22 protein-coding genes and 4 tRNA genes are annotated in these 22,863 nt (G+C 29.4%); 21 read left to right on the top strand and 5 right to left on the bottom strand.

Annotated features, from left to right (window positions below):
* The first annotated feature begins 6 nt into the window (after positions 1-6).
* From folD to tgt, 4 genes are all read left to right on the top strand, one after another.
* On the top strand, positions 7-855 hold the full coding sequence (gene folD, locus CAMP18497_RS03410) for a bifunctional methylenetetrahydrofolate dehydrogenase/methenyltetrahydrofolate cyclohydrolase FolD (RefSeq protein WP_240386712.1): 849 nt from the start codon (positions 7-9) through the stop codon (positions 853-855).
* Positions 852-1,700 (top strand): signal peptidase I, encoded by an 849-nt coding sequence (lepB, locus tag CAMP18497_RS03405; RefSeq protein WP_337212468.1) that lies wholly within the window; start codon positions 852-854, stop codon positions 1,698-1,700. The genes folD and lepB overlap by 4 nt, the downstream gene beginning before the upstream one ends.
* 161 nt (positions 1,701-1,861) lie before the next feature.
* The gene (locus CAMP18497_RS03400; RefSeq protein WP_261530004.1) at positions 1,862-3,028 is read left to right on the top strand and encodes a pyridoxal phosphate-dependent aminotransferase; all 1,167 of its coding nucleotides are present in this window, start codon (positions 1,862-1,864) and stop codon (positions 3,026-3,028) included.
* An 85-nt stretch (positions 3,029-3,113) separates the two neighbouring features.
* Positions 3,114-4,232, top strand: a complete 1,119-nt coding sequence (gene tgt / locus CAMP18497_RS03395; protein WP_337212467.1) for a tRNA guanosine(34) transglycosylase Tgt — start codon at positions 3,114-3,116, stop codon at positions 4,230-4,232.
* 6 nt (positions 4,233-4,238) lie between these two features.
* Here the strand turns inward: tgt and CAMP18497_RS03390 are convergent.
* Positions 4,239-4,315, bottom strand: a tRNA-Arg gene (locus tag CAMP18497_RS03390).
* Positions 4,316-4,435: 120 nt separating this feature from the next.
* Between CAMP18497_RS03390 and CAMP18497_RS03385 the strand changes: the two genes are divergently transcribed.
* The 6 genes from CAMP18497_RS03385 to CAMP18497_RS03360 all read left to right on the top strand — a co-directional run bounded on the left by CAMP18497_RS03385 (position 4,436) and on the right by CAMP18497_RS03360 (position 9,863).
* Positions 4,436-5,878 carry an acetyl-CoA carboxylase subunit A gene (locus CAMP18497_RS03385; RefSeq protein WP_039617956.1) on the top strand — a complete coding sequence of 481 codons (1,443 nt, stop codon included), beginning with the start codon at positions 4,436-4,438 and terminating at the stop codon, positions 5,876-5,878.
* Positions 5,875-6,135 carry a hypothetical protein gene (locus CAMP18497_RS03380; protein ID WP_263724009.1) on the top strand — a complete coding sequence of 87 codons (261 nt, stop codon included), beginning with the start codon at positions 5,875-5,877 and terminating at the stop codon, positions 6,133-6,135. Before CAMP18497_RS03385 ends, CAMP18497_RS03380 begins: the two co-directional genes overlap by 4 nt.
* Complete coding sequence (locus tag CAMP18497_RS03375; RefSeq protein ID WP_337212466.1) at positions 6,135-6,854, top strand: arginyltransferase; 720 nt, start codon at positions 6,135-6,137, stop codon at positions 6,852-6,854. The genes CAMP18497_RS03380 and CAMP18497_RS03375 overlap by 1 nt, the downstream gene beginning before the upstream one ends.
* An 18-nt stretch (positions 6,855-6,872) precedes the next feature.
* Complete coding sequence (locus CAMP18497_RS03370; protein WP_039617961.1) at positions 6,873-7,679, top strand: adenylosuccinate lyase; 807 nt, start codon at positions 6,873-6,875, stop codon at positions 7,677-7,679.
* Positions 7,680-7,750: 71 nt separating this feature from the next.
* Positions 7,751-8,914 (top strand): putative lipid II flippase FtsW, encoded by a 1,164-nt coding sequence (ftsW, locus tag CAMP18497_RS03365; RefSeq protein ID WP_337212465.1) that lies wholly within the window; start codon positions 7,751-7,753, stop codon positions 8,912-8,914.
* A 190-nt stretch (positions 8,915-9,104) separates the two neighbouring features.
* On the top strand, positions 9,105-9,863 hold the full coding sequence (locus CAMP18497_RS03360; RefSeq protein ID WP_263677673.1) for a basic amino acid ABC transporter substrate-binding protein: 759 nt from the start codon (positions 9,105-9,107) through the stop codon (positions 9,861-9,863).
* Here CAMP18497_RS03360 and CAMP18497_RS03355 read toward each other — a convergent pair whose 3' ends face one another.
* The gene (locus CAMP18497_RS03355) at positions 9,864-11,129 is read right to left on the bottom strand and encodes an aminotransferase class V-fold PLP-dependent enzyme (RefSeq protein WP_214115083.1); all 1,266 of its coding nucleotides are present in this window, start codon (positions 11,127-11,129) and stop codon (positions 9,864-9,866) included.
* Positions 11,130-11,186: 57 nt separating this feature from the next.
* Between CAMP18497_RS03355 and CAMP18497_RS03350 the strand changes: the two genes are divergently transcribed.
* The 4 genes from CAMP18497_RS03350 to CAMP18497_RS03335 all read left to right on the top strand — a co-directional run bounded on the left by CAMP18497_RS03350 (position 11,187) and on the right by CAMP18497_RS03335 (position 13,656).
* Positions 11,187-12,038: a DUF234 domain-containing protein gene (locus CAMP18497_RS03350; protein WP_337212464.1), complete on the top strand. Its 852-nt coding sequence runs from the start codon at positions 11,187-11,189 to the stop codon at positions 12,036-12,038.
* A gap of 1 nt (position 12,039) precedes the next feature.
* A complete protein-coding gene (locus CAMP18497_RS03345) occupies positions 12,040-13,056 on the top strand; it encodes a fla regulon two-component system sensor histidine kinase FlgS (RefSeq protein WP_047208128.1) in 1,017 nt (338 codons plus the stop codon).
* A 42-nt stretch (positions 13,057-13,098) separates the two neighbouring features.
* Positions 13,099-13,175, top strand: a tRNA-Arg gene (locus CAMP18497_RS03340).
* Between the two features lie 13 nt (positions 13,176-13,188).
* Positions 13,189-13,656 carry a tRNA (cytidine(34)-2'-O)-methyltransferase gene (locus CAMP18497_RS03335; RefSeq protein WP_263727212.1) on the top strand — a complete coding sequence of 156 codons (468 nt, stop codon included), beginning with the start codon at positions 13,189-13,191 and terminating at the stop codon, positions 13,654-13,656.
* Here CAMP18497_RS03335 and CAMP18497_RS03330 read toward each other — a convergent pair.
* Together CAMP18497_RS03330 and CAMP18497_RS03325 are read right to left on the bottom strand one after the other, a co-directional pair.
* Positions 13,653-14,381: an amino acid ABC transporter ATP-binding protein gene (locus CAMP18497_RS03330; RefSeq protein WP_039625796.1), complete on the bottom strand. Its 729-nt coding sequence runs from the start codon at positions 14,379-14,381 to the stop codon at positions 13,653-13,655. The two genes, CAMP18497_RS03335 and CAMP18497_RS03330, sit on opposite strands and share 4 nt — an antisense overlap.
* Positions 14,374-15,126, bottom strand: coding sequence for an amino acid ABC transporter permease (locus CAMP18497_RS03325; protein WP_263667367.1), 753 nt, complete (start codon positions 15,124-15,126; stop codon positions 14,374-14,376). The genes CAMP18497_RS03330 and CAMP18497_RS03325 overlap by 8 nt, the downstream gene beginning before the upstream one ends.
* A gap of 220 nt (positions 15,127-15,346) precedes the next feature.
* Here CAMP18497_RS03325 and CAMP18497_RS03320 point away from each other — a divergent pair, with 220 nt between their 5' ends.
* The 5 genes from CAMP18497_RS03320 to CAMP18497_RS03300 are packed head-to-tail and all read left to right on the top strand — an operon-like array spanning position 15,347 to position 20,786.
* Positions 15,347-16,789, top strand: coding sequence for an alanine/glycine:cation symporter family protein (locus tag CAMP18497_RS03320; RefSeq protein WP_337212463.1), 1,443 nt, complete (start codon positions 15,347-15,349; stop codon positions 16,787-16,789).
* Positions 16,789-16,929 (top strand): hypothetical protein, encoded by a 141-nt coding sequence (locus tag CAMP18497_RS03315; protein WP_087685579.1) that lies wholly within the window; start codon positions 16,789-16,791, stop codon positions 16,927-16,929. The genes CAMP18497_RS03320 and CAMP18497_RS03315 overlap by 1 nt, the downstream gene beginning before the upstream one ends.
* 34 nt (positions 16,930-16,963) lie before the next feature.
* Positions 16,964-19,030 carry a glycine--tRNA ligase subunit beta gene (gene glyS / locus CAMP18497_RS03310; RefSeq protein WP_337212462.1) on the top strand — a complete coding sequence of 689 codons (2,067 nt, stop codon included), beginning with the start codon at positions 16,964-16,966 and terminating at the stop codon, positions 19,028-19,030.
* Positions 19,027-19,833 carry a M23 family metallopeptidase gene (locus CAMP18497_RS03305; protein WP_115645339.1) on the top strand — a complete coding sequence of 269 codons (807 nt, stop codon included), beginning with the start codon at positions 19,027-19,029 and terminating at the stop codon, positions 19,831-19,833. The genes glyS and CAMP18497_RS03305 overlap by 4 nt, the downstream gene beginning before the upstream one ends.
* A 2-nt stretch (positions 19,834-19,835) precedes the next feature.
* Positions 19,836-20,786: an SAM-dependent methyltransferase gene (locus CAMP18497_RS03300; RefSeq protein ID WP_318529907.1), complete on the top strand. Its 951-nt coding sequence runs from the start codon at positions 19,836-19,838 to the stop codon at positions 20,784-20,786.
* Here the strand turns inward: CAMP18497_RS03300 and CAMP18497_RS03295 are convergent.
* Positions 20,776-21,798 (bottom strand): bifunctional 3,4-dihydroxy-2-butanone 4-phosphate synthase/GTP cyclohydrolase II, encoded by a 1,023-nt coding sequence (locus CAMP18497_RS03295; protein ID WP_039628213.1) that lies wholly within the window; start codon positions 21,796-21,798, stop codon positions 20,776-20,778. The genes CAMP18497_RS03300 and CAMP18497_RS03295 overlap by 11 nt on opposite strands.
* A gap of 107 nt (positions 21,799-21,905) precedes the next feature.
* Here CAMP18497_RS03295 and CAMP18497_RS03290 point away from each other — a divergent pair.
* Both CAMP18497_RS03290 and CAMP18497_RS03285 read left to right on the top strand, forming a co-directional pair.
* A tRNA-Gln gene (locus tag CAMP18497_RS03290) sits at positions 21,906-21,980 on the top strand.
* Between the two features lie 13 nt (positions 21,981-21,993).
* A tRNA-Met gene (locus tag CAMP18497_RS03285) sits at positions 21,994-22,069 on the top strand.
* Positions 22,070-22,863: the final 794 nt, after the last annotated feature.

Below are 22,863 nucleotides of genomic sequence, written 5' to 3'. Positions count from 1 at the left end.
AAAGAAATGACACTTTTAGATGGTAAAAAGCTAAGTGATGAGATAAAAAATAATCTAAAACAAGAAGTATTAGAACTCAAAACCCAAAGTATAGAGCCTTGCTTGGCTGTGATTTTAGTAGGAGAAGATCCTGCTAGTGCTACTTATGTGGGTTCTAAAGCAAAGGCTTGCGAGCAGTGTGGGATTAAGTCTTTGGTTTATAGACTTGATGTAAACACAACTCAAAATGAGCTTTTGGCTTTGATTAATACCTTAAATCATGATGATAGTGTTGATGGGATTTTGGTTCAGCTTCCATTGCCAGCGCATATTAATAAAGATATAATCTTAGAAAGCATTAATTTTAATAAAGATGTAGATGGTTTCCATCCTTTTAATGTTGGGAATTTAAATTTAAATTTAAAAGGTGGTTTTTTGCCATGTACGCCTTTGGGTGTTATGAAAATTTTAGAACATTATGATATAAAATTACAAGGTGCTGATGTAGTTGTAATAGGAGCTTCTAATATAGTAGGTCGTCCTATGGCGACGCTTTTATTAAACGCTAATGCTAGTGTGAGTATTTGTCATATTTATACAAAAGATTTAAAAGCTTATACAAAAAATGCTGATATTATCATCGTAGCAGCAGGTTGTCCAAATCTTTTAAAAGAAGATATGGTTAAAGAGGGTGTGATAGTAGTTGATGTGGGGATTAATAGGGTTGATGGAAAAATAGTAGGTGATGTTGATTTTGAAAATGTAAGTAAAAAAGCTAGTTATATTACTCCTGTACCAGGTGGAGTAGGGCCTATGACTATAGCAATGCTTTTAGAAAATACTATAAAATCAGCTAAAAATAGGATTAAAAAATGAATTTTTTCAAAAAAATCTATAAATTTACGCAATCTTGGACAGGAACTTTAATAGTTGTTTTATTGATTATATTTTTCTTTATACAAGCTTTTACTATACCAAGTGGTTCTATGAAAAATACTTTATTAGTAGGGGATTTTTTATTTGTAAAAAAATTCTCTTATGGTATTCCAACTCCGCATATTCCTTGGATAGAAGTACCTGTTTTACCTGATTTTAATAAAAATGGACATTTAGTAAGCGCTGAAGGTCCTAAAAGAGGGGATATTGTAGTATTTAGATATCCACATGAGCCAAAAATTCACTATGTAAAAAGATGTGTGGCTAAGGGTGGAGATGAGGTTGTTTTTGCAAATAAAACCTTATATGTGCGTATGGTTGAGGGTGATGAATATATGAAAGATTATTATCCTAATAAAACAAAAATTATGGGTGGAAGACTTTTTGTAAAAGAACCTTTTGTGGAAAAAGGAATACATTATGATTCTAGAGTGGATATAGAAAGTGTGTTTTTTCGCTATTTAAATTTGGGTCAATTTGCTATGAAGCCTGCTTCTTTTGATGAATTAGGTGCTAATAATATTTATGGTTTTAATGCTTATTATTATAAAGTACCTGAAAATGAGTATTTTATGATGGGTGATAACCGTGATCATTCTAGTGATAGTAGATTTTGGGGAAGTGTAGATTATAAATATATAGTTGGTCAACCTTGGTTTATTTATTTTTCATGGGATGAAAATAAAAAAGTTAGATGGGAAAGAGTAGGGCGTTTGGTTGAAACTATAGAAAAAGATGAACGTTTTATTCATCATAATGAAAGCGACATAGAAGCTTTAGAATAATTACTCAAAGAAACAATATAAAATTCTTATGTGTAGAAAATGTATAGTTTCTACACAAATTTATAAAAATATACGCTCTTAATTTTATTCGTAGATTTTTTTAAGCTCCAAGTTGTAACAATTAACACAAATAAAAATCAAAGCAAAATAAAGGATAAAAAATGCTAAGTCAAAGATCTCAAAATTTAGGAGAATCCTTAACTTTAGTAATGACTGATATAGCCAAAACTTTAAAAGCAAATGGTGAAAAAGTTATTAGTTTTTCAGCAGGTGAGCCTGATTTTGATACTCCAGAAATCATTAAAAAAGCAGCAATTGAAGCTATTGAAAAAGGTTGTGGGGCTTATACGCCAGTTGTTGGCATAAAAGAAGTTATAGAAGCTATACAATATAAATTTAAAAATGATAATAATTTAGAATACAAAGCAAGCGAAATCATTACCAATGTTGGTGCTAAGCATTCTTTATTTATGGCGATTGAGTGTTTAGTTGAAGAAGGTGATGAGGTTATCATACCAAGTCCTTATTGGGTGAGTTATCCTGAAATGGTAAAATTTGCAGGCGCAACTCCTGTATTTATAGAAGGTGAAGCAAAAAATGGATTTAAAATCACCCCTGAGCAATTAAAACAAGCTATTACTTCAAAAACTAAGGTTTTGATGTTTAATTCTCCATCAAATCCTACAGGAGCTATATATTCTAAAGAAGAAATTACTGCTTTGGCTAAGGTTTTAGAAGGAACTAAAATAGTAGTTTTAAGTGATGAAATTTATGAAAAATTAGTTTATGATGGAGAATTTTGTGCTTTTGCGCAAGTTAGTGAAGATGCTTTAAATAGAACTGTAAGTATTAATGGTCTTAGTAAATGCGGTGCTATGCCAGGATGGCGTTTTGGTTATATGGCGAGCAAAATGAGTGAGTTTAACAATGCTGTTAAAAAATTACAAGGACAAAGTACTTCAAATATTTGTTCAATCATTCAACATGCAGCTTTACCAGCTTTACTTGGAAAAGCAGATAGTGATATTGAAATGATGAGACAAGCTTTTTTAAAGCGTAGAGAATTAGCGTGTGAAATTTTAGCTAAAAGCGATAAGTTAAAATTAGAACAAATTCCACAAGGAGCTTTTTATTTATTTATCTCTTGTAAAGAAGTTGATAGTGATTCTATGAGATTTTGTAAAAGATTATTAGAAGAACAAAAAGTAGCTTTAGTACCGGGTATAGGTTTTGGTATGGAAGGGTATTTTAGACTTTCTTATGCAACTAATGAAAAAGATATTATTGAAGGTTGTGAAAAAATCGTTGAATTTGTAAAAAACTACTAATTTTTTAAGCCTGTTAAAACAGGCTTTTTCAAAAAACTTATAAGCAAGTCTTTGGTATGATTATGCAAAAAATATAGGAAAATCAATGGAATTTGAAGTTCAATATAAAAGTGCAAATGCTAGAGCTTGTCGTATAAAAACTACACATAGTGAAATTTTAACTCCTATTTTTATGCCAGTTGGGACTTTAGCTGCGATTAAAAGTCTAGATGCTGTTGATATGAGTGAAATTTTAAATGCAAAAATCATTTTAGCAAATACTTATCATTTGTATTTAAGACCAGGATCTAAGGTGATTAAACAAATGGGTGGCTTGCATGGTTTTAGTAAATTTGAAGGCTCTTTTTTAACAGATAGTGGAGGTTTTCAAGCTTTTTCATTAAGTAAAAATTCAAAACCTGATGAAAAAGGAATTCAATTTAAAAGTCATATTGATGGAAGTTTGCATTATTTTACCCCGCAAAGCGTTTTAGATGCACAGTATGATTTTAATTCAGATATTATGATGATTTTAGATGATTTAGTAGCCTTGCCTGCAAGTAAAGAAAGGATAGAGCTTTCTTTAAAACGCACTATAAAATGGGCAAGAGAAGCTATTGATTATCATAAATTAAAGCAAAGCCAAGGTGCGGGAATAGGGCAAAATATCTTTGGTATTATCCAAGGTGGAACGGATTTTGAAGCTAGAAAAATTTGTTCTCAAGCACTTTGTGAGATGGATTTTGATGGTCTTGCTATAGGTGGATTAAGCGTAGGAGAGGAAAATGAGGTTATGTATGATACGGTTGAAGCTATGATGCCTTATGTTGATAGTAATCGTCCTAGGTATTTAATGGGAGTTGGCACACCTGAAGATTTGGTAGAAAATGTAGCAAGAGGTGTGGATATGTTTGATTGTGTGATGCCAACAAGAAATGCAAGAAATGGAACTTTGTTTACTAGCTTTGGAAAATTTAATATCAAAAAAGCAGAATTTATCACCGATCATGCCCCTATAGATAACAAATGTTCTTGTTATACATGTAAAAACTTTTCAAGGGCTTATTTAAATCATTTGTTTAAAGCTAAAGAATTAACCTTTTTTAGACTTGCAAGTATTCATAATTTGCATTACTATCTAAATTTGGTAAAGCAAATGCGTGAAGCTATCATAAAAGATGAATTTGAAAATTTTAGAAAAGAATTTTATAGACAAAGAATGTAAATAAAGTGGTACGCCCAAGAGGATTCGAACCTCTGACCTTTTGAACCGCAATCAAATGCTCTATCCAGCTGAGCTATGGGCGCAAAATAAAAGAGTAATTTTATCAAAAAATTCTTAAAATTAGCAAAAACAAGTAATTTTATAGAATTTTTATATTTTTATGCTAATCTTCTTTGAATAATATTTTAGCTTAAGGCAAAGTAATGATACATAAGATTTTAATAGCCAATAGAGGTGAGATTGCAGTAAGGGTAATCCGTGCTTGTAGGGATTTGCATATAAAAAGCGTTGCTGTTTATACTGAACCTGATCATGAGTGTTTGCATGTAAAAGTTGCTGATGAAGCATATAGAATAGGAACTGATGCAATAAGAGGGTATTTAGATGGCAAAAGAATAGTTGAAATTGCTAAAGCTTGTGGTGCTGATGCTATACATCCTGGATATGGCTTTTTAAGTGAAAATTATGAATTTGCTAAAGAATGCGAAGAAGCAGGGATTATCTTTATAGGGCCAAAATCAGATGTTATTCGTAAAATGGGGAATAAAAATATAGCAAGATATCTAATGAAAAAAAATGGAATTCCTGTGGTTCCAGGTACTGAAAAATTAAATCATTGCACATTAGAAGAAATCAAACTTCAGGCTTTAAAAATAGGTTATCCGGTGATTTTAAAGGCCAGCGGTGGCGGTGGCGGTAGGGGTATACGCGTAGTGCATAAAGAAGAAGATTTAGAAAAATCTTTTGAAGCTTGTAAAAGAGAAGCATTAAGCTTTTTTAAAAATGATGAAGTTTTTATGGAAAAATATGTTATTAATCCAAGGCATATTGAGTTTCAAATTTTAGCAGATAATTATGGTAATATCATTCATCTTTGTGAAAGAGATTGCTCAATACAAAGAAGGCACCAAAAAATAATTGAAATTGCACCTTGTCCAAGTATCTCAGAAAAACTAAGAAAAACCATAGGGGTTACTGCAGTAGCTGCTGCAAAAGCTGTGGGTTATACCAATGTTGGGACAGTTGAGTTTTTACTTGATGATTATAATAGATTTTATTTTATGGAAATGAATACAAGAATTCAAGTAGAACACCCAATCACAGAAGAAATCACAGGAATTGATCTTATCACAAGACAAATTCGTATAGCAAATGGAGAAATTTTAGATCTTGAGCAAAGCGATATAAAACCAAGAGGCTTTGCGATAGAAGCTAGGATTACAGCAGAAAATGTATGGAAAAATTTCATTCCAAGTCCGGGTAAAATCACAGAGTATTTTCCAGCTTTAGGGCCGTCTGTAAGAGTGGATAGTCATTTGTATAAAGACTACACTGTGCCACCTTATTATGATTCTTTGCTTGCAAAATTAATCGTTAAAGGCTCAAGTTATGATAGTGCGGTTAATAGACTTGAGAGAGCTTTGAAAGAATTTGTGATTGATGATATTAGAACAACTGTGCCGTTTTTGATTGCAATTACCAAAATAAGAGAATTTAGAAGAGGGTATTTTGATACTTCTTTTATAGAAACACATATGGAAGAGCTTTTGGAAAAAACAGAAGATAGACACCAAGAAAATAAAGAAGAAGTAATTGCTGCTATAGCTGCAGCCTTGCAAAAAATAAAAGAAAGTAGGCAATCATGAGTTTTTTAGATGAATTAAAAGATATAAAAAAGGCACTCCAAAAAGAACAAGGTCAAACAAAAAAAGAAAAAGTTAAAGCGAGTAAAAGTGGAGTGAGTATGAAAAATGCTGACTTAGATACTATAGAAAAAGACTTAGCTAAGCAAAAGGAAGATAAAAAACAAGAACAAGAATTTGAAGATATGTTTTTAAAAGAAGAGCGTTTAGCTAATGAATTTATGGAATTTGTAAAAAATAGCGATATAAAAAAGATCTAATGAATAATATTATTGGTTTTTGTACTTTAGAGGAAGAATGCCCTTATCTTGAAAATAGATATTGTAGAAATGAGTATAATTATGTATCTTTTATTAATAAAGCACAAAATCAAGAATTAGTTTCAAGAGGTTGGCGTCGCTTTGGCTCGTATTTTTCAAGACCAATATGTAGTGATTGTAATGAATGTCAAAATTTGCGTATTTTGGTAGAAAATTTCCATTTTAGCAAAAGCTATCGTAGGGTATTGAAAAAAAATACAGCTACTAAAATAATCTTACAAAAACCTTCTTTAAGTGATGAGCATTTATTACTTTATGAAAAATACCACCATTATCAAAAAGATAAAAGAAATTGGAAAATTTATGATTTAAATTTTAGAAAATATTATAATCTTTATGTAGATAATGCAGGTACTTTTGGATACGAGCTTGATTTTTATATCGATAATAAGTTGGTTTGTGTTGATTTGATTGATATTTTAGAAGATGGAATTTCTAGTATTTATTGTTTTTATGATCCTGATTTTTCTCATCTAAGTCTTGGTAAATACTCACTTTTAACAGAAATCAAGCTTGCGCAATTAAAAAAATTAAAATATATTTATTTGGGATATTTTGTAAAAGGGTGTCAATCTTTATCATATAAAGCCGATTATAGTCCAAATGAAATTTTAAAACACACTAGTGCTTTAAATGAGCAAGCATTTTTGTGGAGTTAGTTTTATAGAGAGGATTTTATGCAAGTAGTGCAAACTTTAGAATCAGTTAGTGTTAATACTGATGATTTTTTAATGTTTAAATATTTTCAAGATCTTATCCGTAAAAATTTTTCTAAAGTTATAGGTAATAAAAATAAAACCTTATCTTTTTTTGTAGAAAATGAAATTCCTCAAAGAAGGTATTTTTTAAAACTTGTTAATCACAAATATAAAAAAAATACTGGAAATCAAATCGATAATCTTGCCTTTGCGCACTATAAAACCTTTAAGTTAAACCTTGCTCAAGCAAATACTTTAAAACCTGTAATCTTTGCTAAAATAGGTTTTGCGCAAAAGAATATTTTAATCACACTAAGTTCGAATGAAAAATTATTTGCTGTATATTTAGAGCAGTATTTTAAAGATCATAAAAGCGTGTATGATGAAAAAAATTGTATTTTTTCAGTAGAATACAAAGACGATAATACTTTAAATCTTTTAGAAATTTTAGCAAGTGTGAATGAGCATTTAAAATATTGTGTTGATTTTACAATTAATGAAACTCAGCTTTTAGAATTTAGAAATAAAATGAAAAACAAAGCTAGTACTAATTGGAAATTTAATGCTCTAGCAAAGCTTTTTGAAAATTATTTTCAAACTTTGGGGTGTAATTCTAGTGATGATTTTGCTACTATTAGACAAAATTATCTTAATTTAGTTAAAATTTATCATCCTGATCGTCATCAAGGTAAAAGTAAGATCGAGCAAGCTTATTGCCGTGAAGAATTTGAGAAAATTCAGCTTGCTTATGAGAGTTTAAAATCTTTATATAAAAATAATACTTGAAGTTAAAATAACATCATTTTAAGTTGCAATTTATTAAAATTAACTTTTTTATAAAAATTTAGGGAATAGTATTGATTGCTGATAGAAAGTTATTTTTTTTAAGTTGTATTCTTATAACTATAGGAATACTTTTTTCATATTCTTTAAGTGCTTTTACTGTGCTTTATTTAGAGTATAATGAATTTCATTTTTTTATCAGACAGCTTTTTTTTGGGCTTAGTGGTATAGCTATTATTTATTTTGTTTCAAGATTAAATCCTGATAGTAAAATGGCGCATTATTTAATGATAAGCGTTTTACTCATCTCTTTTTTATTTATACTTATTTTACCTTTTTTGCCTACCTTTCTTGCTACTGCAGCAGGTGGTGCTAAAAGGTGGATTAGGCTTGGTCCTTTATCTATCTCTCCAGTTGAATTTTTTAAAATAGGTTTGATTTATTTCCTTGCTTGGTCTTATACAAGAAGGATTGATGATAGTAAAAAAGCAATCAAGCATGAAGTTTTAATCTTAATTCCTTATTTTATTTTAGCTGCTTTTGTTATTGGTTATATTTATATGACACAAAATGATTTAGGGCAAAGTGTTATTTCTTTTTTCTTGGTTTTTGCTTTAGCTTTTTTTGCAGGAGCTAGCAAAAGACTTTTTGCGTTTGGTGTGGTTATTGTTGGAATGATTGGTGTTTTGGTGATTTTAAGTAATCAAAGAAGAATTCAGCGTATTTCTGCTTGGTGGGGAAATATCCAAGATGCATTTTTGCCTTTCTTTCCTGATTGGTTAGCAAACGCTTTAAGGGTAAGTCATAATTCAGAGCCTTATCAAATTTCGCATAGTTTAAATGCTATAGCACATGGTGGATTTTTTGGAGAGGGTTTAGGGCTTGGAACTTTTAAACTGGGATTTTTAAGTGAAGTGCATACAGACTTTGTTTTATCAGGGATTACTGAAGAAATAGGGCTATTAGGATTAGGCATTATATGTTTTATTTATTTGATGGTGATACTTAGAATTTTTAGAATAGCAGGGCGTTGTGAAAATAAGGTTCATTTTTTGTTTTGTTCAGGTGTAGCTTTACTTTTATTATTTTCATTTTTTATGAATGCATTTGGAATTATTTCTTTAACCCCGTTAAAAGGAGTTGCCGTACCGCTTTTAAGTTATGGTGGTAGTTCGATGTGGTCTATTTGTCTTGGAATAGGTTATGTTTTAATGATTAGTAAGAAAGTAAAAATTTAAATACATTAATTAAAATATATAAAAATTAACTTAAATAAAAAATATTTTATAACAACTCTTTACAAAAAACTTTTTTCTGCTATAATTATGCTCACATTTATTATAAAGGAGGCGGTTATGAAGAAATACAGGCGTTTAAACACATTATAATCATTTATCAATTTTATTTTAATTTTAACAAAGGAAAAAAATGAAAAAAATATTATATGTTGTTTTAGCGTTATTTGGTATATTAGCTTTAGGTGCTTGCTCAAGCGATAATAGTCAAGCTAGTGCTTCTGGTGAAAAGGTTTATAAAGTAGGTATAGCTGCAAATTATCCTCCTTTTGATTTTATTAAAGATGCAAAAATTACCGGCTTTGATGTTGATTTATTAGAAGAGATAGCAAAAAGAGAAAATTTAAAACTTGAATGGGTAAATATGAGTTTTGATGGTTTAATCCCTGCTTTAAAAGCTGGAAAGATTGATATGATAGCTTCTGCTATGAGCTCAACACCACAAAGATTAACAAGTATGGATTTTAGTGATACTTATTTTAATACTAAAAATTTATATTTAAAACTAAAAACAGACTCTAGCATTAGTGATAAGCAAAGTTTAGAAGGTAAAAAAATAGGTGTTCAACTTGGAACTATTCAAGAAAGTGCTGCTAAGGCTATTCCAAATGCTCAGGTAGTTGCAAGTGAAGAAATGTTAGCAGCAATTTTAGCTTTAAAAGCTGGTAAAGTAGATGCAGTTTTAACAGATAAAGATATCGGCAAAGGTTATTTAAAAACCAATGAAGAATTAGAAGCATTTTTAGAAGAAAATGATGGAAGTTCAGGTTTTTGTGTAGCTTTTGATAAAGGAAAACAAACTGAGCTTGTCCAAAAAATCAATGCAGGTTTAGAAAAAGTTAAAGTTGATGGTACTTACCAAAAAATTGTAGAAAAATACGATTTGCAATAATTAACTTAAAGCCTTGATACTTGCTTTCAAGGCTTTAAAAAAATACTCTATATCTTCTTTTGTATGTGTATAATGAAAACCTACCCTTAGCCAGCCTGGTTTAGATTTTAATTCTTGATTGTCTTTTAGATTGAGTAAATCATGTCCATAAGGTCCTGCGCAAGCACAACCTGCTCTTGTTTCTATCTTATAGGTTTTGCTTAATTTATAAGCTAAATCAAAAGGAGAAATTCCTTCTATATTAAAAGCAAAAATAGGTAATCTATGAGTGATATTTTTTGCATATAAGATCATTTTTGGAAAATTTGCACATTGCTTGAAAAAATATTCACAAAGTTCTTTTTCTTTTTTTTCTATATTTTTTAAACCTATTTCATTGCGTACTTTAAAAGCTAAACTTGCTCTAATTAGTTGAATAATGCCAGGTGTACCACCTTCTTCTAAATTTTCAACTTCGCACAAGTATTGCTGAGAGGTTCTTGAAACATAGCCTACGGTTCCACCTGCAGCAAAGCTAGGAGTATTACCACATAGACTTTTTTTAATAGCAAGCAAACCACAAGATCCTACACCTCCAAGTAGCTTATGAGAGCTAATAAACACTGCATCATAAAATTTAGAATCTAAATTAGCATAAGGAGCTAAAGTAGAAATATCAAAAGCAACTACGCCATTATATTGTTTGATTAGAGTATAGATTTTTTTATAATCACTTAAAATTCCAGTAACATTAGAAGCTGCGTTAAAGCTTGCTATGATTTGTCTATTTTTAGATTTTTTTAATAATTTTTCTAAAAAAGCATAATCTAGCTCGCCATTTTTATCTAAGGGTATGCGAACACATTCACATAAAGCTTCTCTAAATGAAAGTTCATTAGAATGGTGTTCATAAGGTCCTACTATAACTAAAGGCAAAGTGTTTTTATCTGTATTTTTAAAATATTTTTCTTTAATAAGCGGGGGTATGTACAGACCTAAAAGTTCTTGAAATTTTTTAATAGCAGCTGAAGATCCACTCCCGCAAGCTATAAGAGCAAAGCTATCATCTAATTCAAGGTATTTTTTTAAATTTATTCTTGCATTTTCATAATGTTGCTGTGTAATGAAAGAATTTAAAGAGCTATCTGAGTGTGTATTTGCATAGGTAATAAGAATTTTTTTAATTTCCTTTTCTATGCTTTTTAGAGCTAAAGCGCTAGCTGTAAAGTCAAAATAATATATTCCTTTTTTTAAAATAATATCTTTTTTTAATGTTTCAATATTCAAAAAATTCCCCTAAAAATTTGTTAAAATTATAACATACAAAATATTTAAAATAAGGATATGACTATAAAATTTAGTGAATTTTCAAAGCATTGTGATTCTTTAGAACTTAAAAGTATTTTTGATTTTTATAGTGTTTTTGATGAATTTGAATTTGATTTGAAATTAAATTTATATGATAATATTTTAAATGTTTTTATTTTAAATGCTTTTGATATTTTAGCTGATTTAAATTTAGATGAAAATAGCTTAAAAGCTTTAAGTGTTTTGAGTAAAAATGATAGAAAACGCTATTCTATTAATAAATCCATTCCGCATTTTCAAGCACTAGGACTTATTAATAAGCTTTTAGAGAGAAATATTTTGATTTTAGAAAAAAGTCAAGAAAAGCCTATTATGAAAAATAAAAGACAAAAAATTAAAAAAGAATTACGCTCTTATAGTATTCAAGATAAGGTTATTTTTAAAAACCAAGGATTGAGATTTTTCTTTTATTTTATATATCCTAACTTAAACTTAATTACGATGAAAAAATACAATGAATTAATAGAAATAATCCAAGAAAATTTAGAAAAATATCAAAGCTTTACTTTTGAGCTTTTGTGTAAAGAATTTTTAGCCAAAAAGCTTAAAGTGGGTCAAGTATATAGTTTTTGGAATTATTACCATGAAATAGATTTGTATTATCATGAAAATAATTTTTGTGTTTTAGGTGAGGTTAAATTTAAAGAAAGAAAAATATGTAAAAATATTTTAAATACTTTAAAAAATAAGGCAAAGCAGTTGCAAATCCAACCTAATTTATATGTGCTTTTCTCAAAGCAAGGTTTCAGCAAAGAGCTTGTATTAAATAAAGAGCGTAATTTGCTTTTATATACTTTAGATGATTTTGATTTTTTGATTAAGGATTGATATGGATGAAAATATTTTAAAAAGTTTAGATTCTAGTGAAAAAGAAAACTTACAGCAAGGTTTAAAAGCATTAATAGAACAAACCTATGTTATAGAAAATGAATATAAGCAACTTAATGAAAACTACACAGCATTAAGACAAATGGTAAGTGAAATTATAGAAGTTTTACCTATGGCTTTGTGGATTTTAGACGCAAATAAAAATATTATTTTGCAAAATAATTTAGCTACACAAAAGCCAAAGCTTTTAGAATGTATTGATCTTGATAAAACACATTATGAGCTTGAGTTTGATCATAAATTTTATCTAATCAAAATCACCTCTCATATTGATAAACTTATAGTAAATGCAACAGATATTAGCGATGAAAAAAGAAATGAAAGATTAGCCAGTATGGGAACAGTTGCTGCACACCTAGCACATGAAATACGTAATCCTATCGGCTCTATTTCTTTATTAAGCTCTACTTTGTTTGAAAGAAGTGAGTTAAAAAATAAGCATATAGTATTAGAAATTCAAAAAGCAATTTCAAGAGTAGAGCGTATTGTAAATTCTACCTTGCTTTTTACAAAAGGTGTGCATGTTAATTTAAATGAGTTTAATTTAAAAGAATTACAAGATGAATGCGAGCAGGCTATTGGTGCGTATAATTATTTAGCTAATATTGACTTTAAATTTGAATTTTTGGATTTAAAAATCAATGCAGATAAATCTTTGCTTGCTTTGGTTTTGCAAAATTTGCTTTATAATGCCATAGATGCTATTGAAGAAAGTGAAAATGATGATGGTTGTATAAAAGTTAAATGCGAGCAAAAAGAAGATAAAGTTTTTATCAAAGTTTATGATAATGGTGTGAGTATCAAAGATAAAAAAATGGTTTTTGAAGCTTTTAAAACAACTAAGTTAAAAGGCAATGGTTTGGGTCTTTCTTTATCAAAACAAATTATTGATGCGCATAATGGGATTTTAGGTTTTGATGAAAATCCAAAATGTTTTTTTATAGAGCTTAAAATTTAAGCTCTATAAAATAAATTTTTTCTTAAAATAATAAAAATATTTGTCCTCATAGCTCAGCTGGATAGAGCGCAGAATTCCTAATTCTGAGGCCGCAAGTTCAAACCTTGCTGGGGACACCATTTAAGGAAAAAGATGTTTCATATAGTCTTAGTTGAGCCTCGCATACCACAAAATACAGGAAGTATAGGTAGAATGTGCTTTAATGCAGGATTTACTTTACATATTATTAATCCACTTTTTAGTATTGATGAAAAGGCGGTTAGAAGAGCAGGGCTTGATTATTGGAAAAAATTAAATCCTTTATTATGGGATAATTTAGAAGATTTTTTAAAAGAATATGAAAAATTTCAAGATAGATTTTTCTTTGCGACAACTAAAACCACTCAAGCTTACTTTGACGTAAATTATCAAAAAGGCGATTTTTTGTTTTTTGGAAGTGAAAGTTTTGGCTTACCTATGGATTTAATGCAAAAAAAATGGGAAAATGCTATTACTATACCGATGAGAGATTGTGGCAGAAGTTTAAATTTAGCTACGAGTGTAGGTATAGTGAGTTATGAGGCTTTGAGGCAAAATTTTGCCTCTTTTGAAAAATTTTAATGATTCAAAACTTGATTTAAAAATTCTTTCAATCTTTCATTTTTTGGATTTTCAAATGCTATTTTAGGACATTCATCTACTGCTATAATGCCTTTATCCATAAAGAAAATTCGATTAGCTACATTTCTTGCAAAGCCCATTTCATGTGTAACTACAAGCATGGTTAGACCTTCTTTAGCCACTTCTTTCATGATGTTTAAAACCTCACCTATCATCTCAGGATCTAATGCTGAAGTTGGTTCATCAAATAAAATCACATCAGGATTCATCATTAATGATCTTGCTATGGCAATACGTTGTTTTTGTCCACCTGAAAGCTTGTGAGGAAAATAGCTTTCTTTATCACTTAAGCCAACTTTTTTGAGTAATTCTCGTGCTTTTTTTACTGCTTCATCTTTGCTCATGATTTTAGTTTGCACTGGTGCTAAGCATAAATTTTCTAAAACATTTTTATTGTTAAAAAGATTAAAATGTTGAAACACCATGCTAACTTTTTGACGAATTTTATTGATATCTGTTTTTTTATCAAGTATATTAATATTATTGATATAAATATTACCACTATCTGGTGTTTCAAGTTTATTTAAACAGCGTAAAAAAGTACTTTTTCCACCCCCGCTAGGCCCTATAATAGCAATAATATCGCCTTTATGCACTTCAACGCTAATATCTTTTAAAACTTCTAAATCTCCGTATTTTTTAATCAAATTTTCTATTTTAATCATGTTTATTTAATCTCACTTCTATAAATCTTGCAATGAGCGTTAAAATTTTAACACTTATATAATACACAAGTCCTGTAAAAATAATAGGTTTAGGATTATAATAAATTGCTTGCAAGCTTTTACTTTGCATGGTAATATCCATAACGCTAATATAGCCTACTATTGAAGTTTCTTTAAATAAAGAAATAAATTCATTCATTAAAGAAGGTAAAATGTTTTTAATTGCTTGTGGGAAGATGATTAGTCTCATAGAAGCAGAATAATTAAGCCCCATTGCTCTTGCTGCTTCCATTTGTCCTTTGTCTACACTTTGAATTCCACTTCTTACGATTTCAGCTACATAAGCAGAACTATTAAGTCCAAGCGCGATAATAGCCACATAAAAATTATCACTCCAAGTAGCAAAAATCACTACTGAAAAAATTAAAAGTTGTAAAAGTAGTGGGGTTCCGCGTATAATGTCTATGTATTCATCTATAATAAAATTTAAACTTTGGATTTCTAAAAATCTTAAAAATGCTAGAAAAAAACCAAGCACAATGCCTATTAGAATTCCACCCACTGTTAAACCAAGTGTTGTGAAATAACTATGAACATAAGCTTTGGCTTCTATAGTATAAGCATATTCACCTGTGGCTAAACCATTTTGATCTTTAACTTGTAAAATTTCAATAGGAAATGAAAAATAAGCCCAAAAAACAATAATGGCAAAAAATACAAAAATTTTCATCGTATTTTGTTTCAACTTACGCACCTTGTAAAATTTTAAAAATCTAAGTGTATAAAAATTAAGTTTTCTTTTTACTTAAAGGTGTCTTATATGATTTTATTACTAGTATTTTGAGTTAAATTTTCACATAGCTTTAAAAAATAAAATAAATTTAACCTAAAATTATATTTTTTTATGACAAATTCATTTTTTTATGATAAATTTATGCTCAGAAATTATAAAAAAGGAGATAAATATGGATTTGATATCCCAATTTGTTGCCTTTGTGAATAATCAGTATTATTCTATTTTAGTAATTTTACTTATTGTCACAGGGTTTTATTATAGTTATTTGACCGGTTTTGTGCAATTTCGAATGCTCCCTTATGTGTTTGATATCTTAACAGAAAAGCAAGAAAAGCATGAAAAACACCATATTACTCCTTTTCAAGCTTTGATGATTTCAACAGCTTCAAGAGTTGGTATAGGAAATATTGCAGGTATCGCAGTAGCAGTTGTTTTGGGTGGACCAGGTGCTTTGTTTTGGATGTGGGCTATGGCGTTTTTTGGCGGTGCCTCAGCTTTTGCAGAAAGTACTTTAGCGCAAGTTTATAAAAGCCGTGATGGTAAAAGCTTTAAAGGTGGTCCTGCTTATTATATTAGTAAAGCTTTAAATTTAAAATGGCTTGGTGCTATATTTGCGGTGATTTTGATTATCACTTATGCTTATGGATTTAATGGTCTTCAAAGCCAAACTATGACTTCAGCATTTGAGTTTTATTATAAAGGTATGGTTGATGCTAGTGAAGTAAGCTTTGCTCAAAGTTGGTGGCCTATTGCAATAGGAGCAATTTTAGCTGTTTTTGCAGCTTATATGTTTTTTGGTGATCATACTAAAATAGGTAAAGTAAGCTCAGTTATCGTTCCTATTATGGCGATGATTTATGTTGGTTTATCTATCATAGCAATGTTTATGAATTTTGATAAAATTCCTGAAGTGTTTTCTATGATTTTTAAAAGTGCTTTTGATTTTGAAGCTATTTTTGGTGGATTTGCAGGTTCTGCTTTGGTTATAGGTATAAAAAGAGGATTATTTTCTAATGAAGCAGGTATGGGTTCAGCGCCAAATGCAGCAGCTTCAGCTCTTACAACTCACCCTGCAAAACAAGGGGTTATTCAAGCATTTTCTGTATTAATTGATGTGATTATTTGTACAAGTTCAGGATTTTTAGTGTTATTTTCACTTGCTTATGCAAATAATATCGGCGTAGATGGCAAGCCTATTTTAACAGCCCTGCCTTTGGTGCAAGAATCTATGAGAGAGTATTATGGAAATTTAGGTGTACATTTTACTACTGTTAGTATAGTTTTATTTGCTATTACTTCTTTGATAGGAAATTACTATTATGCTCAAGCAAATATTAAATACCTTACTCAAAATCCTATTATTATCAATCTTTTTAAAGCAAGTGCTGTGCTTATGATTTTTATTGGTGCAAATATGGATTTAAAATTTGCGTGGGATTTGGCTGATACTACCATGGCGTTTATGGCTACGATTAATATCATTTCTATTTTATTACTTGGTGGTATAGTGAAAAAGGTATTAAAAGACTTTAGCGAGCAAAAAAGACAAGGCAGAGATCCGGTATTTAGCGCTTCAAAACTTGGTATTAAAAACGCAGAGTGTTGGGACTAATGATAGATTATATTATTATTGCTTTGTTTGTAGCTTTTATGGTTTTTCTTGTGTTTGGCTTTAACCGCCAAATGCAAGAAAAAGCCAAACAAAGAGAAGAAAAATTAAAAACAAAGAAAGATTTTAAAAAAAATAGGTAAAATACACTAAAAAATTTTTAAAAAAGAGTGTAAAATGAAATTGTTAATAGAAATAGGCACAGAAGAGCTTCCTGCTATTCCTTTATTAAAAGAACTTCCAAATATTACTAAAAAATGGGAAAAGATTTTACAAGAGTATCATTTAGAATCTGAATTTAAATTTTTCTATACTCCTAGAAGATTGGTTTTTATCCATGAAAATTTTAAAGAAAAACAAGATGATTCTTTTGTGGAATTTATAGGTGCACCTAAGGCGATAGCTTATAAAGACGGAAAGCTTACTCAAGCAGGGCTTAGTTTTTTAGAAAAAAGTGGTTTAAAAGAAGAAGAGCTTGAATTTAAAGAAATTAAAGGTAAAGAAGTCTTGTATTGTCAAAAACAAGTGCAAGGCTTACAAAGTAAAGCGGTTTTAGATCAAATGATTGAAGCTTTCTTAAAAAGCTTGAGCTTTGGTAAAACTATGAGATGGGGTGATGGTAGCTTTGAATTTATTAGAGCTATCCGCTCGCTTTGTTGTATTTTAAATGATGAATTGATTGAGTTTGAAAGCTATGGTGTTAAAAGCACAAAAAGCACTTTTGTTCATAGAAGTGTTAGTTATGATTTAATACCTTTTGCAAATATTGATGAATATTTTAAAACTTTAGAGCAAAATTATATTATTTTAGATCAAGAACAAAGAAAAAAACTTATTATTGAACAGCTAAAAACACTTGAAAAAGAAAATGATATTACTATTGCAGAAGATGATGAGCTTTTAGCTGAAGTTGTAGCTATTACAGAGTATCCAAAAGCATTATTAGGGCATTTTGAAAAAGAGTATTTAGAAATCCCAAGTGAAGTAATCATCACTTCCATGAGAGAAAACCAACGCTATTTTGCAGTATTTAAAAACAATACTTTAAGCAATCATTTTATTGTGGTTTCTAATGCGGTTTGCGAGGATTATTCTAAAATCATTAATGGAAATGAAAGGGTTTTAAGAGCAAGATTAAGTGATGCGATGTTTTTTTGGAAAAATGACTTAGCACAGGGCTTAAATAATGATAAAATAAGCCAAATGGTTTATCTTGAAGGACTTGGAACCTTAAAAGATAAAATCATTAGAGAACAAAAAATCGCTGCTAAGCTTTGTGAGGTTTTTGCTAATACCCAAAAAGATGAAATCTTAAAAGCCATAGAATACTCAAAAGCTGATCTAAGTACTCAAATGGTGTATGAATTTACTGATCTTCAAGGTATTATGGGATCTTATTATGCTAAGGCTATGGGTATGAGCGATGAGCTTGCTTTGGCGATTAAAGAGCAATACCTTCCAAATGGCGATAATTCAGCTATGCCAAGTAATGAATTTAGCTCTATTGTAGCTTTAGCTTATAAGTTTGATACACTTATGGGGCTTTTTTCAATGGGGAAAATCCCAAGTGGCACAAAAGATCCTTATGCTTTAAGAAGAGCAGCAAATGGTGTTTTAAAAATTATCCTAGCTTTAAATAAAAATTTTGATCTTAAGATATTTTTAGAAGCAATAGCTGGTGAATATAAAAGCTTTGATTTGAAAATTTTATTAGATTTTATCTTAGAGCGTTTATATACTTTTTATGAAGTAAATGCTTCTTTTGTTAAAGCTGTGCTTAGCTCTAAAACTTATGATGTTATTTATATTGATTCTTGTATGAAAGCTTTGATTCAAAGCGCAAATAAGGCAGATTTTAGTCAAAATTTTGCTACTTTTAAGCGTTTAGCAAATATTGCAGTATTGAGTGAAGCTCAAATTGATGAAAAATTGTTTAAGACTCAAGAGGAAAAAGATTTATACCAAGCTTTTATGCAGTGTAAAACAAAAGAAAACAACACTCAAGGTAAAGTTTTTTTTCCTTTTCCAGCGGCAGCAGCACTTGCGTGTTGTAAAACAAAAGAAAATAATACCCAAGAGCTTTTAGAAAGCCTTTTTGCGCTAAAACCACAAATTGATGCTTTTTTTGATAAAGTAATGATTAATGACAAAGATGAAAATATCAAAAATAATCGCCAAGCTTTGGTGTGTGCAATCTATCGTGAGTTTTTAAAAATAGCTGATATTAAAGAGCTTAGTGTATGAGAAGAATTCTTTTTTTTCTATGTTTTTTGATTTTTACTTTAGAAGCTAGAGAGATTGAGCTTGTAAAAGGTCAAGTAGTTTTTTTAGAATTTGATAAAAATAATTTTTTGCAGGTTAGCTCAAATTCTAAAAAACTTCCTTTTTTTGAGTATAAAAATAAAATCGTTGTTAGCATAGCTATGCCTTATAAAAATCCTAAAGATAGAAAGTTAATAGCTGAATTTAAAGATAATTCCAAAGAAGAAATTAACATAAAATTTAGCGAAGGAAACTATAAAAAAGAATTTTTAAAAGTTAGTGCTTCTAAGGTTAATCCACCTAAAGAAACACTTGATCGCATTAGCAAAGAATATCAAGAAGCTATTAAGGTTTACAATACTTATACTAATACAGCTTTATTTGAAGGCAATTTTACATACCCTTTAGAAAGTAAAATTACAAGTGATTTTGGAAAAGCAAGATTGTTTAATGATACTCTTAAAAGTTATCATAGCGGAACTGATTTTAGAGCAGCAAGTGGAACAAAAATTTATGCGAGCAATGATGGTATTGTAAGGATTGCTTCAAATCGTTACTATGCAGGAAATTCGGTAGTGATTGATCATGGATATGGGATTTATTCTCAGTATTATCATCTATCAAAACTTAATGTAAAAGTAGGGCAAAAGGTAAAAAAAGGCGAGCTTGTAGGTTTGAGTGGAGCTAGTGGTAGGGTTACTGGACCACATTTGCATTTTGGAATTTTAGTCAATGGTGTGCAAGTTGATCCGCTTGATTTTATAGCTAAATTTAATGCTTTATAATGATAGCTTTTAGTGAGTTTTTTCAAAACTGGATTGATAAATATTACTCCCAAGCTGTGAGTGTTGGCAAAAATGGAGATTTTTATACTGTAGTTAGTGTGGGAAATCTTTTTGGAGTGCTCTTAGCTAATCATTTTTTAAAACTTATAGATGATAAAAAATTAACTTTACCGGTTGAAGTTGTAGAAATAGGGGTAAATGAAGGGCATTTAATGCTTGATTTCATACAAGCTTTATACACTCTTAGAGCTGATGTTTTAGAGCAGATTGAATGTTTTGTCATAGAGCCGCATGAAAAGTTAAGATGTGTTCAAAAAAAACTTTTTGATGAATATGATTTGGACGTGAAAATTTATAATTCTTTAGAAGAATGTCATTTTAAAAATGCCTTTTTTTATGCTAATGAATTATTTGATTGTTTTGCGTGTGAGCTTATAAAAGATAAAACAATGGCATATGTTGATGATGATTTAAACATTGTTTTTAAGCCTATGCATGAAGATCTTTTAAAAGAATGTGAAAAATATGCTATCACCAATAGCGAGCTTTGTATCTCTTATAAACCTTTTTTATCCAAACTAAAACAAACTTGTGAAAAACTAACTTTTGCATGTTTTGATTATGCAAAAAAAGAAGAAAAAATTAGCATTAGAATGTATAAAAATCACCAAGTGTATAGTCTTTTTGAAGAGAATTTAAAAGATTTTTTTGCTAAAAGTGATATTACATATAATGTAAATTTTGATCATTTTTTACAAGTTTTAAAAGAAGAGGGCTTTGAAGTGTTAGAGTATAAAAACCAAAATCAAGCCTTAATTGACTTTGGCTTAGAAGAAATTATCGAACATGCTAAAAATACTAACCCCCAAATTTGTAAAAACTTTACCAGCCAAAGTAAAAATTTGATGTTTAACTTTGGCGATAAGTTTAAGTTTTTAGAATTTAAGCTTTAAAATCACTGCTCGTAATATCAAGCCCAAAACCTTTTAAGCCTATAAATTCTTTATCGGTATTTTGACTTAGAAGTTTGATTTTTGAAATTTTTAAATACCTTAAAATTTGCGCTCCTATGCCGTAATTTTTAAATTGTGTGTTTTCTTGTTTTTCATTTTTCATGAAAATAATTACACCACCTTTTTGGCTTAAAAACTCAATTTGTTTTAATAATTCATTAAATTTATTAGAAGTTAGAAGTTCAAAGTCGCTTCCACTAAGATAAAATTTAACATTCTCACATTCTTTCAAAGCGCCAAAGCTAAAAGCTATGTGTTCATTTTCATTGTGATCTTTAAAAGTCATTTTTTTAGCTTTAAAACCTGCTAAAATACTGTCTTCTTCTTTGATTAAAGAAATCAAACTTTCATTTTTTAAACGATACTCGATTAAATCTGAAATAGTAATCATATTAATATCGTGTTTTTTGCAAAACTCAAGCAAATCGCTTCTTCTAGCCATATCTCCATTATCTTTAACAATCTCACATATCACGCACGCTTCTTTTAATCCTGCCAAGCGACATAAATCCACTGTTCCCTCGGTATGGCCTGTTCTTTCTAAAACTCCACCTTTTTTTGCTATCAAAGGATTAATATGACCAGGACGCACAAAATCACTTGCCTTTGCATTATCATCAGCAAAAATTTGTATAGTCATATCCCTTTCATAAGCACTTACTCCTGTTGTTGCATTTTTTGCATCAACGGTTATGGTGAAAGCTGTTTCGTGATTTGATGTATTTTTAGGTACCATTAAAGGTAGTTCAAATTTTTTAGCTAAGTTCTCACTCAATGCCACACACACCACACCTCTTGCGTGAGTAATGGTAAAATTTATTTTTTCTTGTGAGCTAAATTGCGCAGGGAAAATTAAATCCCCTTCATTTTCCCTATCTTCTGCATCTACCATAACTAGCATTTTGCCATCTTGAAGTTCTTTTATAGCTTGTTCTATGCTTATATATCCCATAAAATTATTCCTTGATAATATTTTTAAAAATATTATAGCATTTTTCTTGACATTATGTAAAAAATAATATATAATACCACTTTTAATTTAAAAATTACTTCATTTATTGGGGTATCGCCAAGCGGTAAGGCAACAGGTTTTGGTCCTGTCATTCAGGGGTTCGAATCCCTTTACCCCATCCACTTCATATGATGCCGCGAAGTAGAGCAGTGGTTAGCTCGTCGGGCTCATAACCCGAAGGTCGGGAGTTCAAATCTCCCCTTCGCAACCAATTCCCTATAAAATTTTTCAAAGAATTTAAATTAATTATAGAGTAAATAAAAACTGTTAATCTTACTTTTAATGATTTTCATTAGCCTCTTGAGTATTGTTAATACTCTAATTAAACATATAAGAAATTTGAAATTATGTGCTTTTTGGCTTTAATATAAAACATATAAAAATAATCAAAATAGAATGTAATTTAAAAAAAGTTTTAACCAAAATAAAAATACGAGATTAAATAAAATGGTGGATTTAGCAGGCGTGTAATTTACCAACTAAACTCCTAAATATCCATACTTTAATGAAATATTTTTCATTTGCACATACTTTGTATTTTATTGTAAAAATGTGTAAAAAAGTGATATTGTTTTGCTAAATAGGTGATGTATTAAAATTTTTAGAGTGTGAATTTCAAGGAAAGAATATTGTGAATTTAAATTCTAATAAAGAAAAATACTGCCTGACTAATGAAGAGTAAGTGTTAATATATTCAAGAAACAATTTCAAAAATAGAATATTTGCTATTATATGAATTGCTAAAGTAGATTAATCTTATTTTAAAGATTTAACCCCTAGTATAATTTTAGCTATTTTTTCAAAGCTATAAACATTTTTAAAATCATTACCATTTAAATTTTTTCTTCTACATTATACTATACTAAATATTTTATTTTATGTCCTGTTTATACTGTAAAATAAAATATAAATGCTATGCTTTAGATAGTTTTAGAAGTTAGTAAAGATATTGTATGTTTAAAACGATAACTATTTTAAATGTAATAGTTGTGTTTTAAAAAAGCA

Origin of the sequence: Campylobacter sp. W0066.1, from assembly GCF_024723635.1 — a bacterium.
GTDB lineage: Bacteria > Campylobacterota > Campylobacteria > Campylobacterales > Campylobacteraceae > Campylobacter_D > Campylobacter_D lari_C.
The sequence above is the reverse complement of the archived record's forward strand: the minus strand, read 5'-3'. Positions and strand labels throughout refer to the sequence as shown.

Excerpts from the sequence above, each read along its gene's own strand:
- CAMP18497_RS03375 (WP_337212466.1), top strand. The coding sequence starts at position 6,135 with ATGAATAATATTATTGGTTTTTGTACTTTAGAGGAAGAATGCCCTTAT.
- CAMP18497_RS03335 (WP_263727212.1), top strand. The coding sequence starts at position 13,189 with ATGTTTCATATAGTCTTAGTTGAGCCTCGCATACCACAAAATACAGGA.
- CAMP18497_RS03315 (WP_087685579.1), top strand. The coding sequence starts at position 16,789 with ATGATAGATTATATTATTATTGCTTTGTTTGTAGCTTTTATGGTTTTT.
- lepB (WP_337212468.1), top strand. The coding sequence starts at position 852 with ATGAATTTTTTCAAAAAAATCTATAAATTTACGCAATCTTGGACAGGA.
- CAMP18497_RS03320 (WP_337212463.1), top strand. The coding sequence starts at position 15,347 with ATGGATTTGATATCCCAATTTGTTGCCTTTGTGAATAATCAGTATTAT.
- tgt (WP_337212467.1), top strand. The coding sequence starts at position 3,114 with ATGGAATTTGAAGTTCAATATAAAAGTGCAAATGCTAGAGCTTGTCGT.
- glyS (WP_337212462.1), top strand. The coding sequence starts at position 16,964 with ATGAAATTGTTAATAGAAATAGGCACAGAAGAGCTTCCTGCTATTCCT.
- CAMP18497_RS03380 (WP_263724009.1), top strand. The coding sequence starts at position 5,875 with ATGAGTTTTTTAGATGAATTAAAAGATATAAAAAAGGCACTCCAAAAA.
- CAMP18497_RS03370 (WP_039617961.1), top strand. The coding sequence starts at position 6,873 with ATGCAAGTAGTGCAAACTTTAGAATCAGTTAGTGTTAATACTGATGAT.
- CAMP18497_RS03330 (WP_039625796.1), bottom strand. The coding sequence starts at position 14,381 with ATGATTAAAATAGAAAATTTGATTAAAAAATACGGAGATTTAGAAGTT.
- CAMP18497_RS03345 (WP_047208128.1), top strand. The coding sequence starts at position 12,040 with ATGGATGAAAATATTTTAAAAAGTTTAGATTCTAGTGAAAAAGAAAAC.
- folD (WP_240386712.1), top strand. The coding sequence starts at position 7 with ATGACACTTTTAGATGGTAAAAAGCTAAGTGATGAGATAAAAAATAAT.
- CAMP18497_RS03305 (WP_115645339.1), top strand. The coding sequence starts at position 19,027 with ATGAGAAGAATTCTTTTTTTTCTATGTTTTTTGATTTTTACTTTAGAA.
- CAMP18497_RS03360 (WP_263677673.1), top strand. The coding sequence starts at position 9,105 with ATGAAAAAAATATTATATGTTGTTTTAGCGTTATTTGGTATATTAGCT.
- CAMP18497_RS03295 (WP_039628213.1), bottom strand. The coding sequence starts at position 21,798 with ATGGGATATATAAGCATAGAACAAGCTATAAAAGAACTTCAAGATGGC.
- CAMP18497_RS03400 (WP_261530004.1), top strand. The coding sequence starts at position 1,862 with ATGCTAAGTCAAAGATCTCAAAATTTAGGAGAATCCTTAACTTTAGTA.
- CAMP18497_RS03350 (WP_337212464.1), top strand. The coding sequence starts at position 11,187 with ATGACTATAAAATTTAGTGAATTTTCAAAGCATTGTGATTCTTTAGAA.
- CAMP18497_RS03385 (WP_039617956.1), top strand. The coding sequence starts at position 4,436 with ATGATACATAAGATTTTAATAGCCAATAGAGGTGAGATTGCAGTAAGG.